Origin of the sequence: Xanthomonas sp. DAR33341, assembly GCF_003992815.1 — a bacterium.
In the GTDB taxonomy this organism is placed as follows: domain Bacteria; phylum Pseudomonadota; class Gammaproteobacteria; order Xanthomonadales; family Xanthomonadaceae; genus Xanthomonas; species Xanthomonas cissicola.
The window spans coordinates 1-16,223 of sequence record NZ_QEYV01000027.1; the positions used below are offsets into that span (position 1 = coordinate 1).

A 16,223-nucleotide genomic window follows, 5' to 3' on the forward strand; every position below is an offset into this window, starting at 1 on the left:
CGACACCGTATTGGCATCGTAGGTGCGCGAGCCCGAGCCCAGGGCCACCGAATCGGCACCGCTGGCACCGGCATTCGCACCCAATGCCACGGCATTGCTGCCGCTTTCGCGCACGAAGGAGTTGTAGCCCAGCGCAACGCCGTTTTCGCCGATGGAATTGGTCTGCCGGCCCATCGCAGTGCTGTTCACGCCGCTGGCGCTGCTGTCCGCCCCCAGCGCGCTGGCGCCGGTGGCCGCGGCACGGCTGCCGGAAGCAACCGCCACGCTGCGTGCACCGCTGGCGGTGGCGCCGGCACCTGCCGCCGTGGCGCGATCGCCGGTGGCCGAGGCCACGCCGTCGCCGGTGGTTTTCAGCATGCCGCTGGTGGTCTGCACATCGGCCGCCAGGGCATCGAGTTGCCCCTTGTTGACCGCGTCGGTGGCCGCCTGGCCGTCGCTGACGTTGACGATGCGGCGCGTGGCCGGACCGCCGCGGCCATTGCCGCTACCGATCGACACCGTGTCGGCTTCGTAGGTGCGCGAGCCAGACCCCAATGCCACCGAATCGGCACCGGTCGCACCAGCATTGGCACCCAGTGCCACGCCGTTGACCGCGCTCTGGCGCACGAACGAGTTGTAGCCCACCGACACCGCATTTTCGCCGATGGCATTCACCTGACGACCGACGCCGGTGCTGTTGATGCCGGTGGCCGAGGCATCCACACCGACCACACTGGCACCGACTGCATCAGCGCGGCTGCCGCCACCCAACGCCAGGGTGTTGTCGGCAAGCGCCGCTGCGCTCTGGCCCAACGCGCTGGCATTGACGCCGTCGGCATAGGAATTCCAGCCGATGGCAGTGGTGTAGTCCGCCGTGGCCCAGGCACCGGCACCGAATGCCGCTGCGCCCGTGCCGGAGGCCCGTGCCGGGATGAACCCGAAGAACGTGCTGCCGCCGACGGCCACGCTCTCATCGCCAGTGGCTTCGCTGAATTCGCCAACGGCGACCGCGCTGGCACCGGAGGCCAACGCAACGGCACCGACGGCAGTGCTGTAATCGCTCGACGCGACCGCGCCATAGCCCAGTGCAGACGACAGGCGGCCGGTCGATTCGCTGTAGCCACCGAAGGCAGCGCTACCGACATTGGACGCGGTACTGCGGAAACCCGCAGCGATGGCCTGATTGTCGGACGCCACCGCTTCGCTGCCCAGTGCAGTGGTGTAGGTCGAAATCGCCTGCGCGCCGGCACCATTCGCCGTGGCGCCGATCTCGCTGGCCAACGCGTTACTGCCGACCGCACTGCTGTTTTCGCCCACCGCCTGGGCATTGTTACCCAGCGCTGCCGCGCCGGTGCCGCCAGCCAATGCGCCCACGCCTACGGCTGTGGCGTTGTCCACCACTGCCTGCGCGCCCGCACCCAATGCGGTGGTGCCGGTACCGGTGGCATTGGCACCCTCGCCTGCCGCCAGCGCGTTTTCGCCCTCGACGTAGGCACCTGCATCGCTATCGGCGCTGCCGCTGGCCTGGAAGTATTTGCTCGTGGCTGCACCGGCTTCGGCAACGGCGTTGAGCTGATCCAGGTTCACCGCATCGGTGCCCTGCGTGCCGGCCGCCACGTTGGTGATCTGACGCTCGTTGCCGGCACTGCCCACCGACACCGCGAAGTCGCGATCGGCCACCGAGTCGGCGCCCAAGGCCACGCTGCTTTCGCCGGTGGACTCGGCGAAATTGCCCAGCGCCGTGCTGTTGAGACCCGGTGCCCATGCCGCGCCGCCCACTGCGGTGGAGTAATCGCCGGAGGCTTCGGTCGGCAACAGGCCGAGCAAGGCACCACCAACCGACACGCTGTTGTAGCCGCTGGCCACACTGCCCTGGCCCGCGGCGATGCTGTAGGCACCCGTGGCGGCGGCATCACCACCCACGGCCACCGTGTTCGAACCGCTGGCGGTGCTGAAGTTACCCAGCGCGGTGCTGTTGAAACCGCTGGCGCTGGAATATCCACCTAACGCGGTGGAGTAGTTGGACGTCGCCTCGGCACCGAAGCCGAACGCCGCGGCGCTGGTGCCGTTGGCAACGCTCTCCGCGCCGACGGCGGTGGCCGATTCGCCGCTGGCGCTGGCGAAATAGCCCATGGCAGTGGATTCGCTGCCCTGCGCTTGGCTCAGCGCACCGACCGCCAGCGAGCCATCGCCATACGCACCGGCGGCGGCACCAAGCGCGGTGCTCTGCGCACCGGCCGCTTCGCTTTCGCCACCCACGGCCACGGCATAGTCGCCGCTGGCCTGGCTGAAGGCGCCATTGGACACGCTGCCAAAGCCGCTGGCCGCTGCGTTGTAACCGGCCGCATCGGCGTATTGCGCGGTGGCGCTGGCGCCGCTGCCGATCGCCACCGCACCGATGGCGGTGGCCTGGCTACTGGACCCGAACGCGCTGCTGTAATCGCCATCGGCCGTGGCATTGGAGCCAGCGGCGGTCGCGTCTTCGCCCTGCGCATCGGCTGTGCCGGTGCCGGTGCCGGCGAACAGGCGCGCGGTGTTTTCAGCGGCGCCAGCCACGGCGTTGAGCTGGTCCAGGTTCACCGCATCGGCGCCCTCCGTGCCCGCAGCAACATTGGCAATCTGCCGCTCGGTGCCGGCTGCACCCACCGACACCGTGTTGGCGCGATCGGCGATCGAACCTGCACCCAGCGCGACACTGTTGTCGGCAGATGCCACCGCACCGCCGCCCAGGCTGACGCTCTGCGTACCGAATGCGCTGGCTTCCCAACCCAGTGCGATGCTTTCATCGCCGGTCGCCCTGGATTGGCCGCCGAGCGAAATGGCACGCGGACCAAATGCATTTGCGTAGGTGCCCACCGCAATCGAGCCGGTATCGGCCGCAGCCGCATTCGCGCCCACTGCCGTGCTGTCGTCACCGTAGGCGAGACTTTCGGTACCGATGGCGGTGCCGCCGTCACCCCACGCCACACTGGCAAAACCCAGCGCGGTCGATGCAGTTCCATTGCCGATGCTTTCGTAGCCGATCGCCGTTGCACCACGCCCATTGGCGATGCTGGTGCCGCCCACGGCGGTGCTGAAATATCCCGATGCGTTGCTGTCGCCGCCGAGTGCGGTGGCGTAGTCATCGCCGGCACTGCTGTTGAAACCGACCGCAGTGGCATTGGCAATGCTGGCGTTGGCATTGCTGCCGACGGCCGTGGTGCCTAGCGCAGAGGCCTGACTGCTTGCACCGAGCGCAATGCTGTCATCGCCCGACGCGTTGCTGGCGCCGCCCAGCGCAACGGTGCGCTCGCCGAAGGCGCTGCTGTTTGCGCCGATCGCGGTGGATGCAGTGCCACCGGCCGCGGCATTGGCGCCGAAGGCCGCGCTATCGGCACCGAAGGCCACGCTTGCACCACCCACGGCGGTGCTGGTGTCGCCGAATGCCACGCTACCCGCACCCACTGCCGTGGAGTCTGCGCCATTGGCGATGCTCTCGTAGCCCAGCGCCGTCGCGCCGCTGGCGGTGGCCTGGCTTGCGCCGCCGACCGCGGTGCTGCCATCGCCAGAGGCGCTGCTGTTGCCGCCAAGCGCCGTGGTGTTTTCCGCGACCGCGGTGCTGTTGAAGCCGACTGCCGTGGCGTTGTCGGTGGTGGCATTGGCGCCACTGCCAACGGCAGTTGCACCCTGCGCAGATGCCGCGCTGCTGGAACCCAGCGCGGTGCTGTAGTCGCTGTAGGCCGATGCGTTGGAACCGGCCGCGACGCTGTCGACGCCTTGGGCAAGCGCAGCGCCCTCGCCGGTGGCGACGAACGAGCGCGCGGTGGTGGAGGCAACCTCGGACACTGCGGTGAGCTGGTCGAGATTCACCGCATCGCTGCCTTCGGTGCCGGCGGCGACGTTGGTGACCTGACGCTCATCGCCGGCTGCGCCCACCGACACGGTGTTGGCGCGCGTGGCGACCGAGTTGGCACCCAACGCAACCGAATTGGCGCCGCGGGCAGTGCTGTAATACCCCAGCGCCGTGCTCAGTTCGCCGCTGGCCCAGGATTCCGGGCCCACGGCCGTTGCGCCTTCGCCGGGCGCATAGGCGAAGTAACCCACCGCGGTGGCTTCGGTGCCGGAGGCTTCGCTCAGCGTGCCGACCGCAGTGGTGTACGTGCCCGACGCAATCGCGCCGGCGCCGAGCGCGGTGGAGGCTTCGCCACTGGCCTGGGTCTGCACGAAGAAGCCCAGACCGGGGATGAGGTCCACCGGGCCGCCGACTGCAGTGCTGCTGGTGCCGCTGGCGCTGGTCTGGGTGCCAACCGCAGTGGCGTAATCGCCCCCCGCATTGGCGACCGCACCGAACGCAGATGCCTGCGCGCCTGCGGCGTATGCACCCACGCCGAACGACGAGGCCGCAAAGCCATCGGCATTGGCGCTGGCGCCGACTGCGGTTCCGCCGACGCCGGCACTGGTGGCGCCGGTGGTGACCGGCACGCCGCCGTTGGTGACCAACGGCTTGCCGTCTTCGTCCACTGCAGCGCCGCCCACGGCCACGCTCGCCGGACCATTGGCCTGTGCGTTGTGGCCGAATGCTGCGCTGTTCTGGCCCGAGGCCAGCGCATTGGCGCCGACCGCGGTGGCATTGGCGGCCACCGCATTGGCGCCGGTTCCCAGCGCGGTGGTCGCCGTGCCCACGGCATTGGCGGCATCGCCGGCGGCCAGCGCGCTGTCGCCTTCGACATAGGCGCCGACGCTGTCTTCGCCCGGGGTCGCCTTGAAGAATGTGGCCGTGTCTTCGGCCACATCGGCCACGTCGCGCAACTGCGCAACGTTGACCGCATCGGTGGCATTGACGCCGGCAGTGACGTTGGTGATGCGGCGCGTGGCCGGGCCACCGCGGCCATTGCCGCTGCCCACCGACACCACGTCGTCTTCGTGGGTGCGCGAGCCTGCGCCCAGCGCCACCGAATTTGCGCCGGTCACCCCCGCATTGGCGCCGAGCGCCACGCCGTTTTCGCCGCTTTGGCGCACGAAACTGTTGTAGCCGATGGCCACGGCGTTTTCGCCGATCGCATTGGTCTGGCGACCGATCGCGCTGCTGTTGACGCCACTGGCGCTGCTGTCGGCGCCGGTGGCCACGGCGCCGGTGGCGCTGGCGTGGCTATTGCCGCCGATGGCGGTGGCCCTGCTGGCCGGCGCCGCTGCGCCGCGGCCCACTTCGACCGATTGCGCATTGGCAGGAAGCGGCGTTGCCAATCCGGCGCCACCTAGCGCCAGAGCGATGGCGACCGCGAGTGCCAGGCTCTGACGGCGATCGATGAACGCGGCTGAGGCAACCGCTCCGGGGCTGTCGCCGCTGGCCAATTCCGAGGCGACGGCCCACACACCAAGCGATTTGTTCCAGACCTTGCGATAAATCCGATTCATCGACGCACGACTCCTGAGTTGTTGGACTGGTTTTTTGGCGAACGCCCAGCGGCGGAAGGCGTTCCAGCCTGCAATTCACCGCAGTTGTTCGCGCTATGGGCCTTGCGGCGGGCGGCTTGCGCCTGCGTCCTGGATAGTCAAAAAGTGAACGCTACCCAACCATAGAACTGAGCGGAGTGTTAACAGTCGTCATTTCAGGCGTCAAGTTTTTGACAGAAAGCGAAGAGAAGTGCGCGCTTGATCACACTTATGCTTGCTTTTATTAGATTTTTGATAAACCTTTGGAAAACAGCGACCTAGATCATGTCCTTCGAGACATTTCGGAGCTGAATAGGCGGAACTGGAAAGGACAAAAAAGCCCGCTGGCAGGACGCCAGCGGGCTTGGTTGCGCAAAATGCAGGAGGTAGCGGGTCAGATCTGCGGCCAACTCGCCCCGCAGCCCGCATGCGCCGTCCATCGGCGCGCGGAGCAGCCGTGTTTCAGGCGTTCACCGCCAAGGAAATGACGATCCTGCCGAACCGACGACTGCGTGTCGGATCATTGGCGCGCCAGCAGGTTCACCGCGTCGAAACCGCTGCCTTCCAGCTTGAGGATGTAGGTGCCGGCACGCGGCGCGGTGAAGCGCACCGTCTGGCTGGTGCCGCGACGCGTGGACGCGCCGTCGTTGTCGGTGGCAGTGGGCTCGCGTCCGAATGCCACGTACAACTCCGCCTGGCCGCTGCCGCCGAAGCTGATGAAACTCAGCACCGCACCCGCCTGCGCTTGGAACGTGAACACGCCCGCATCGCCCGACAGATTGGAGATGCCGCTCTGGACCACGCCATTACGCAGTGGCTGCGCATCCACCTGGCACCCCACATCGCCCCGATCGCAGCGACGTAACGCGCGGGCAACCGCGGCTCCGGCATCCACGATGCCGGCGCCGGCCGGCGTTGCCACCGGAATCGACACCGGGAATGCACGCGCAGTGCGCTTGAGCAAATTTTCCATTGCGGCCGGCGACAACGGCGGTTTGCCGTCGGCGATCAATGCGCTCTGCACCAATGCGGCGGTGCCGGCCACATGCGGCGATGCCATCGAGGTGCCTGCGAAGTCGCTGCCGCCATAGGTGAACTGCCCGGAGGTCGGCGTGGTTTTGCCGGTGTAGAGGGTTTGCCAAACGAAGCTGCGAATCGGGCCGTCGTTGGTGGCGAAGAACATCGAACTGCCACCCGGGCCGGCCAGATCGATCTGACGGCCGAAATTGCTGTAATCGGCAAGCGCACCGGTGGCGCGCGTGGCGGCAACGGCAATCACATTGGCGCAGTTGGCGGGAGCAGCCGTCGATACATCGGCAGTTGAATTACCCGCCGCCACCACCACGGTGGTGCCGCGCGCCACTGCACCATTGATCGCGGCCTGCATCGCCGAACCGCATGCGCCGCCACCGCCCAGGCTCAGGTTGATCACTTCGGCCGGATCGCGGTTGTCCGGTACGCCATCGACGTGACCGCCGGACGCCCAGACGATGGCATCGGAGATGTCGGAGAGTTGCCCGCCGCAGTGCCCGAGCACGCGCACCGGCAGCACTTTCGCCCTGTAGGCGACGCCTGCCCCGCCAATGCCGTTGTTGGTGGCTTCGGCAACCGTGCCGGCCACGTGCGTGCCGTGCCAGCTGCTGTCGCTGGCCACCGAGAACAGCCCGCAGTCGCCGTCTTCGGCAATCCAATCGCCGAGGTCCAGTGCGCCGGGCACACGCTCGGCCGTGGCGCGACGCGAGAAGAACGGATCGGTGATGAAGTCGTAGCCGGTGAGCAGATTGCCGGCCAGATCCGGGTGATCGGGCAGGATGCCGGTATCCAGTACCGCCACTACGACGCCTTCGCCCTGCGTTGTTTTCCAGGCTTGCGCGACGTCGATGCCACCCACCGGGTCGATGAGATGCCATTGATTGGTTTGCAGCAGCGGATCGTTCGGCAATGCGCCGCTGGTTTGCAGCGGATACATGCGCAGATCCACCTGCGCCGATTCGACGTCCGGGTCTGCGCTCAATTCCTGCACAAGACGGTCGGCATCGGCGCGACTGAGCTGGGCCGGCAATTTGATCAATTCGCCGCCCGCGGCAAGCGTGCGCAGATAGGTTGGCGCTGCGGTGGCACCGGTGCGTGCGGCAGGCGCAAGACGGACGGATGCGCGCGAAGCGGCCGCACCGACTGTCGCCGAGGCAGTGCGGCCGATATCGCGCGCGGTGCCGACCTGCCCGCTGCGGTAGCGGACGATGATTCTGTCGACCGGCGCATTGGCCATGGCCTGTTGGCGTTGGGCACTGGCCGCTGCCGCTGCCGCTGCCGCATCGGCGTTGGCGTTGGCGTTGGCGGCCAACGCTGTACTGCACGACGCAGCCAGGACACAGCAGGCAAGCACAAGGACCTGCGTAGAAGAGCTCTGGATCACGATGGGATTCCTTCGAGGTGAGTGCGAAAGGGCATGACGAAGAAAGCGCGCCGCCCGGCAATGGGCGGCGGGAATGCATGCAACCGCGTGGCCGTGCTGCGGCTACCAGCCGAAACCGGCGCCCAGCCCAACCGACCGGTCGTCGCCGCTGAGCGCGCCGCCCACGGTGACGGTGGCGCGCGGGCTGATCGCACGCTGGTAGCCCACCGACAACGCCGACTCGCCGTTCTGGAAACCGACGCCGGCACCGATGCGGTTCTGCGAAGCGATACCGGCCACGCTGGCGGACATGTTCAACATCGCCGAGCTCATCGCGCCCTGACGGTCCAGGCGACGGTTCTGCCGGCGCAGGCGGTCTTCGATATCGCCCTGGTAGCTTTCGAAGCTGTCGGCCATCGCGTTGTAGCGGCTGTCGGTGTAGCTGTTGGCAGCGGCAACGCCGCTGTCCAACTGGCCCTTGTTGACCGCATCGGTGGCACGCGTACCGGCAGCCACGTTGGCCACCTGACGCTCACCGCCCACGCTGCCCACCGACACCGTGTTGGCACGATCGGCAACCGCGCCCTGACCCAGCGCCACCGCGCCTTGTGCCGTGGCACGTGCGCCCTGGCCGATCGCAGTGCCGGACGCGGCCGTCACCTGCGCGCCCTCACCCATCGCCACGGCATTGGTCGCCACCGCCGCGATCTGCGTGTTGGCGCCCACCGCCGTACTGCCATCGGCATTGACGCGCGCATTGCTGCCGATGGCGGTGTCGTTGGGGCCATGCGCATACGCGCTGCCGCCAATCGCCGTGCCGGTGATGTGGTTGGCCACTGCTGCCGTGCCGACCGCCGTGGACGTGGCTGCCGGCGTGATACTGCCGTCCATTGCGGCGGTGGGCGTGCCCTGCACAGAGGCCGTTACATCGCTCGCAGTGCTTGCGACATTGCTGGACACATCGCTGACCGCAGTTGCCGCCACTGCCGGCACCGTTGCGGTGCGCAGCGATGCGGTGCGTGCGGCGGTGCCGGCGGCAGTGCCGCCACTGCGTGCATCCAGCTCGCTGACCTTGCTGTCCAACGCCGTCAGTGCCGCACCGACGTTGTTGTAGCTGGCGCCCTGGATCACATAGGTCGGCGCCACGAACACGCCTTGCGCACCGATCGCCGCACCGCCGCCAAGGAAGCTGGCCGCATTGCTCAGCGACTGGAACAACTGGCCGCCATTGATCGCATCCGTGCTGGCACTGGCAATCGTGCCAGCGCCTACGTTGACGATACGGCGCGTGGCCGGGCCGCCGCGACCGTTGCCGCTGCCCACCGACACCGTATTGGCATCGTAGGTGCGCGAGCCCGAGCCCAGGGCCACCGAATCGGCACCGCTGGCACCGGCATTCGCACCCAATGCCACGGCATTGCTGCCGCTTTCGCGCACGAACGCGTTGTAGCCCAGCGCAACGCCGTTTTCGCCGATAGAATTGGTCTGCCGGCCCATCGCAGTGCTGTTCACGCCGCTGGCGCTGCTGTCCGCCCCCAGCGCGCTGGCACCGGTGGCCGCGGCACGGCTGCCGGAAGCAACCGCCACGCTGCGCTCGCCGGCAGCAACCGCAAGGCTACCCAACGCAGAACTGCTCTGGCCAACGCTGGAGGCATTGAAGCCCACCGCGATGGCAGATGCGCCGAGTGCGCTGCTCGCGCCACCCAGCGCCATGGCGCCCTGCCCCTGCGCAGATGCCGCCGTGGCGTCCGTGGTGGCCGGCGTCACTGCCAGATAGCCATCGATGCGTGAGGTGGCGGCGCGCACCGTGTCGAGCTGGGCCACATTCACCGCATCGGTGGCTTCGGTACCGGCGGCAACGCTGGTGATCTGGCGCGTCAAGCCGGCTTGCACGTCGCCGACCGATACCGTGTTGCTGCGAAACGCATAGGAGTGCGCACCCAGCGCAACCGCGCTGGATGCCGAACGATTCCAGGCATCGTCGACCCAGGATCCCACCTTTGCGCCGTAACCGATCGCCACTGCGTCCACGCCGTTGGCCTGCGCGTCCGCGCCAACGACCGTGCTGTCACCATTGAACCGCGAGGTCGTGGCACGCGCGCCCAGCGCCACGCTATTTTCGTTGTAAGCGGTGCTGTCATGGCCGATCGAGATGCCGCCATCGCCCGACGCCAAGGCAAAGCCGCCCAACGACACGGTGCGTGGTGCGAACGAACCGGCGCTGTGCCCGATCGCCACCGCATCGGTATTGCCGGGCGCGTTCGGAAACACGTTGGAATCGTAGCCAATGGCAATCGCATAATCGGATTGGCTCTGCGCACCCGAGCCCAGCGCAATACCGCCAAGACCGGTCGCCGCGGTAATCGAGCCGAAGTTGCTGACGCCGCCAACGACAACGCTCTGCGCTCCGCTGGCCAACGAGGTGTCGCCAACTGCGACGCTACTGGCTCCGTCGCTTCGCGCCCTGTAACCGAACGCGGTCGAGGTGTCTGCGCTGGCGCGCGAGGAATAACCGCCAGCAGTGGAAAGAAAGCCGCTGGCGCTGGAAAGCCCGCCCACGGCGGTGGCGCCGTCGCTGGAGGTCTGTGCGCGGTACCCCAGCGCCGTGCTCTGCACGCCACTGGCGCTGGCGCCGCTGCCGATGGCGCTGGCATACGGCGTGCCCGCTAGCGCACCACCGCCCACTGCTGTGGCGCCCACGCCTGACGCCTGCGTGGCCTGTTCGCGTTGGCCGACGACGAAGCCGTTGGCATCGTAATCGAACACGGTCGCAACGCCGCCGAGGGCAATCGACGATTCTCCCGCGGCCGCAGCGTTATGACCGATCGCGGTCGCGTCGCGGTCCAAGGCCAGGCTTCCGCCGCCCAATGCCATGGTCCCATCGCCGAGCGCATTGCTCGCATTGCCCAGCGCCAGCGCATCCTCACCGTCCGCGAATGCCGGGATCTGCGCATCGGCGGCGGGTATCGCAGCCACTTGCGTCGGGCTACCGTTCGATCCTGCAGTAGCGCTCTGAGCTACCGTGCCGGCCTCGCCCGGGCAATGTCGCCTGCCATCGATCGCCTGGCACTGCGTGATCGCTGCAGCCGGTGTGGTCGCGGCACCGGCCGCCCCGGCCATGCCGAGCAATACGATCGCCACTGCCGTGGCCAGCACTCCGCCTGCATGGTCGCGCGGCAGTCTCCCCTGCGTGTTTCCCACCGCGCGAGCACGCGGCACCGTTTGGTCGTGAGCACAAGACTCGCGACCAGCCTCCAGATAAATTCGCTTCATTAACGCCTGACTCCCCATTTTGGTCTGGTGTGTAAAAAACCGACCACCGCACGAACAGATCGCACGGTCCCCCTGAGGTTTTATAATCGCGCGCACTTGCTTCAGCGATGGAGTTTTTCACCGCAAAAGATTCGAAACAGTAAAAAAAAGAAGATGCAGCGATCGAAAGATCGATAACGCCAAATGAATTTATTGAAAAACCCAATCCTCAGATGCGATTGCCGTCACACATAGCGCGCAATCGGTCATACGGAATAAATAACTAATACTTTTTTTTAGTTATTTAAAGATTACCAAGTGCCGATTAATTATTTAGTCCCATTCGCTGCCACCGCGAAATGAGTCTCGAAAAGAATTACGACGCGCACTTGGCTGATCGAGCGACCATCGCCATCGAGCCGCTCCGTCGCCTGATTCGAGCGCGCCACAAACGCTACCGGTCGCGTGCGCCCGATGCTGGCGAGGTCGGCAAACCCGCATGGCTTTGCAACGGAGACCGGTCATCGCGTCGCGCGCATGTAGTGGTAGCGGCAGCACGCGACGAATCTGCAACCGATTTCGATTGCAGATTCAGCGCGCCGGCCTAAACGACAACGGCCGTGTGCATCGCTGCACACGGCCGTCGGGTCATGCGTCAGCGGCTGCCGATCAGCCGCACGGCATCAACCGCACCACACCCGCGCGTTGCGGAACATCCGCAGCCACGGCGAGTCGTCGCCCCAGTCGACCGGGTACCAGCTCAGGTTTGCGCTGCGTGGCGTGCGCTCCGGATGCGGCATCAGGATGGTGACGCGGCCGTCGCTGCTGGTCAGCCCGGTGATGCCGTCGGGGGAACCGTTCGGATTGAGCGGATACTGCGACGCCACCGCACCGTCGCCATCGATGTAACGCAATGCCACGCGTGCGGCGGCCTGGTCCACGGCGCTATCGAACTCTGCGCGGCCTTCGCCATGCGCAACCGCCACCGGAATCCGCGAGCCGGCCATGCCGCGCAGGAAGATCGACGGCGACTCCACCACTTCCAGCAGCGCGGTGCGCGCTTCGAACTGCTCGCTGCGATTACGCAGGAAGCGCGGCCAATGCTCGGCACCGGGAATGATGTCCTTGAGCTGGCTGAGCATCTGGCATCCGTTGCACACGCCCAGCGCGAACGTATCGCTGCGTGCGAAGAACGCGGCGAACGCGTCGCGCAGCGCCGAGCGCTCCAGGATGGATGTCGCCCAGCCGCGGCCTGCACCCAGCACGTCGCCGTAGCTGAAACCGCCGCACGCCGCAAAGCCCACGAACGCGCTCAGGTCCACGCGGCCCTCGATCAGGTCGCTCATGTGCACGTCGTAGGGACGGAAACCGGCGCGCTCGAAGTTGTAGGCCATTTCGATCTGCCCGTTGACGCCCTGCTCGCGCAGGATCGCCACCTTGGGCCGCGTGCCGGTGGCCACGAATGGCGCCGCGACATCGTCGGAAGGGTCGAACACCAGCTTCGGGCGCAGGCCTGACGCCTTGAAATCACGCGCCAGGGCGCGTTCTTCATCGGCGCTGTCCGGGTTGTCGCGCAGCTTCTGCAGCGCATGGGTCACCGACCACCACGCATCGAACAGCTCTTCCCAGCGCCATTCGGCCAGCACGCGGCCCTGCCCGCTCACGCGGATGCGCGGCGTGCCGGTGGGGCGTGCAATGCGCTGCGCGCATTCGGTCAATGCGTGGCGCTCGACCAGGTCGGCGAACGCGGCGCGGTCTTCGCTGGCGATCTGCACCACTGCGCCCAATTCTTCGTTGAACAGGCTGCGGAACGCATCGTCGCCCCATGCATCCAGCGTGATATCCAGGCCCTGCCGCGACGCAAACGCCATCTCGCACAGCGCAGCAAACGCACCGCCATCGCTGCGATCGTGATACGCCAGCAACAGCCCGCTGTCGCGCGCGTCGCGAATCAATTCGAAGAAGCTGCGCAGCCGCTGCGCATCGTCCAGATCCGGCACCTCGCCGCCGAACGCCGGCAGCGCGGTGTCGTCGGCATACACCTGCGCCAGCACCGACCCGCCCAGCCGCTGCTTGCCGCCTCCCAGCCCGATCAACCACAACTCGCTCTCTTCACCGCTGCGCAGCAACGGCGTCAGCTGCGTGCGCACATCGCCAACCGGGGCGAACGCACTGATGATCAACGAGACCGGCGAAACGCTTTTCAGCGTTTCACCGGGAATAGGGAATGGAGAATCGGGAATGGTGGAAGCGGAGGGCTGCGGCGTTTCACCATTCCCGATTCCCGATTCCCCATTCCCGAGCTGCCACTGCGCCTGCATCGACAGCGAATCCTTGCCCACCGGCACGCTCAGTTCGAGTGCCGGGCACAGCTCCATGCCGATCGCGCGCACGGCGTCGTACAGCAACGCGTCTTCGCCGCTATGGCCGGCGGCGGCCATCCAGTTGGCCGAGAGCTTGATGCTGTCCAGCGTCTGCACCGGTGCGGCGCACAGGTTGGTGATCGCTTCGCCCACGGCCATGCGCGCAGATGCGGCGGCATTCAACAGCGCCAGCGGCGTGCGCTCGCCGATCGACATCGCTTCGCCTTCGAAGGTATCGAAACCGGCCAGCGTGATCGCGCAATCGGCCAGCGGCAGCTGCCACGGACCGATCATCTGTTCGCGTGCGGTCAGACCGCCAACGCTGCGATCGCCGATGGTGACCAGAAAGCTCTTGGACGCCACGGTGGGATGCGCCAACACGCGCAGGCCCGCCTGCTGCAGATCCAGCGACGCGGTCTGCAGCACCGGCCATTGCGGCGCACCCGGATGCGCCGCATCGCGATGCATCTTCGGCGCCTTGCCGAACAGCACGTCCATGGGCAGATCGATCGGGAGCTGGGAATCGCGAGTCGGGAATGGGGAATGGTGTGAAGCGGTGTCGGCAGCCACAAGCGTGCCGTTACGACTCCCGACTCCCGATTCCCGATTCCCGGCGTCCAGGACGCCATAGCCCACCACCAGCCGCTCCTCGGCTGTCGCCACGCCGACGGCGGCGAACGGGCAGCGTTCGCGGGCGCAGATGGCGGCGAATTCTTCAAGGCGCGCCTGCGGCACGCCGAGCACGTAGCGCTCCTGCGATTCGTTGCACCACAATTCCAGCGGCGACAGCGAGGGGTCGTCGGTGAGCACGCGGCCCAGGTCGATGATGCCGCCCACGCCCGAATCGTGCAGCAGCTCGGGGATGGCGTTGGACAAACCACCCGCGCCCACGTCGTGGAACCAGCGGATCGGGTTGTCCACGCCCAGCGCCACGCAGCGGTCGATGACCTCCTGGCAGCGACGTTCCATTTCCGGGTTTTCGCGTTGCACGCTGGCGAAATCCAGCGCCTCGGCGCTGTCGCCGGCCGCCACCGAACTGGCCGCACCGCCGCCCAGGCCGATCAGCATCGCCGGGCCGCCGAGCACGATCACCGCATCGCCCGGCTGCAGGCGCAGCTTTTCCACCTGGTTGCGGTCGATCGCGCCCAGGCCGCCGGCCAGCATGATCGGCTTGTCGTAGGCGCGGGTCAGGCCCGGGCCTTCGGCAAGCTCGAAGCTGCGGAAGTAACCGAGCAGGTTCGGCCGGCCGAATTCGTTGTTGAACGCTGCGCCGCCGAGCGGGCCGTCGAGCATGATGTCCAGCGCCGGCGCCATGCGCGGGTTCAGCGCGCGCGGCGCTTCCCAGGGCTGCGGCAGGGTCGGAATGCGCAGGTGAGAGACCGAAAACCCGGTCAGGCCTGCCTTGGGCTTGCCGCCGCGCCCAGTGGCGCCTTCGTCGCGAATTTCGCCGCCCGCACCGGTGGCCGCGCCGGGGAACGGTGCGATCGCGGTCGGGTGGTTATGCGTTTCTACCTTGATCGCAAACGCCGACGGCAGCACCGCTTCGCTGCGGTATTGGCCGGTGGCCGGATCCGGGCGATAGCGCGCAGCCGGCACGCCTTCCACCACCGCCGCGTTGTCGCTGTAGGCCGACAAGGTGTGCTGCGGGGTCTGCTGGTGGGTGTGCTTGATCATGCGGAACAGCGAGCGCTCCTGCGGCTTGCCGTCGATGGTCCAGCTGGCATTGAAGATCTTGTGCCGGCAATGCTCGGAGTTGGCCTGGGCGAACATCATCAGCTCGACGTCGGCCGGGTCGCGGCCCAGCGCGCCGAAACGTTCGCGCAGGTAGTCGATCTCGTCCTGCGCCAGCGCCAGGCCCAGGTCGCGGTTGGCCTGCTCCAGCCCATCCAGCGGCACGCGCCGCAGCTGGCCCGGGTCGGGCACGTTGAACAGCGCTTCGGCAGCGGCGGCCGAACCGAGCAGCGATTGCGTCATCGGGTCGTGCAGCAACTTGGCCACGGCGGCCTGGGCAGCCGCGTCGTCCGGCCAGCCGGCCAGATCGATGCGGGTGCCGCGCTCCACGCGCTGGATCGGCTGCCCAGCCCCGCGCACCAGTTCGGTGGCCTTGCTCGACCACGGCGACAAGGTGCCCAGGCGCGGCACCACGTAGCGCGAGGAGGCATCGCCATCGCGCTCGGCGGGCGCGGCGTTGGCCTGCAGGATCCGCTGCATGGTGGCCTGGTCGGGCGATTGCCCGGCCTCGGGACGGATGAAGTACACGTGCCAGGCGCCAGTGATACGCAGCGCGGGAACGAGGGTTTGCAGGCGGGTTTCGAGCCGAGCGCGGCGGAACGGCGAAAGGGCGGAAGCGCCCTCGAGGACCATCATGTCCGGGGAACCGTGTCAGAAACGGGGCCGCAGATTGTAACGGAGCTGATGAATCGACGCCGGACTGCGCGTGCGATGGCGGGACTCGGGAATGGGAATCGTCAGGCGGGACCCTTGTCGCCGCCCCATGCGCGCACGTTGCACCGGCCAGCATGAAGGACGCGACTAGAGCGTGTTATGGACGTTGAGGCGCGTGTGAAGCGTTCCGTGGTGCGCGGTATCGGCGCGCCACAGGGCGCCCCGGAGGGTTGGCCGTCAGCGGCACGAAGCGCACGCCGAGCCGGCGCCACGCAGGACCCGCGCCGCACCGCTGGCAACCAACGCATTTCATCTCAACGTGCATGACACGCTCTAGATGGCGGCTAACCCCCAGAAACGGCAAAGGCCCGGATGCAGTCGGACCCGGGCCTTGTCGTTGCGCAGACGATCAACGCAACGGCGCTATCGGCGACGCG

General features: G+C 67.4%; 4 protein-coding genes. All 4 read right to left on the reverse strand.

Annotation, left to right across the window (positions count from 1 at the left end; translation table 11 throughout):
* On the reverse strand, nucleotides 1-5,373 hold a 5,373-nt coding region (locus tag EO156_RS12295), incomplete at its 3' end, for an ESPR-type extended signal peptide-containing protein (protein ID WP_126936749.1).
* A gap of 538 nt (nucleotides 5,374-5,911) precedes the next feature.
* Nucleotides 5,912-7,807, reverse strand: coding sequence for a S8 family peptidase (locus EO156_RS12300; RefSeq protein WP_016850496.1), 1,896 nt, complete (start codon nucleotides 7,805-7,807; stop codon nucleotides 5,912-5,914).
* 102 nt (nucleotides 7,808-7,909) lie between these two features.
* The gene (locus EO156_RS12305; protein ID WP_029829432.1) at nucleotides 7,910-11,059 is read right to left on the reverse strand and encodes a YadA-like family protein; all 3,150 of its coding nucleotides are present in this window, start codon (nucleotides 11,057-11,059) and stop codon (nucleotides 7,910-7,912) included.
* A 662-nt stretch (nucleotides 11,060-11,721) separates the two neighbouring features.
* Nucleotides 11,722-15,768 carry a phosphoribosylformylglycinamidine synthase gene (purL, locus tag EO156_RS12315; RefSeq protein WP_016850863.1) on the reverse strand — a complete coding sequence of 1,349 codons (4,047 nt, stop codon included), beginning with the start codon at nucleotides 15,766-15,768 and terminating at the stop codon, nucleotides 11,722-11,724.
* Between the last annotated feature and the right edge of the window lie 455 nt (nucleotides 15,769-16,223).

What these genes read in the sequence shown, in the direction of transcription:
- EO156_RS12305 (WP_029829432.1), bottom strand. Translation starts at nt 11,059, where the DNA reads ATGAAGCGAATTTATCTGGAGGCTGGTCGCGAGTCTTGTGCTCACGAC.
- purL (WP_016850863.1), bottom strand. Translation starts at nt 15,768, where the DNA reads ATGATGGTCCTCGAGGGCGCTTCCGCCCTTTCGCCGTTCCGCCGCGCT.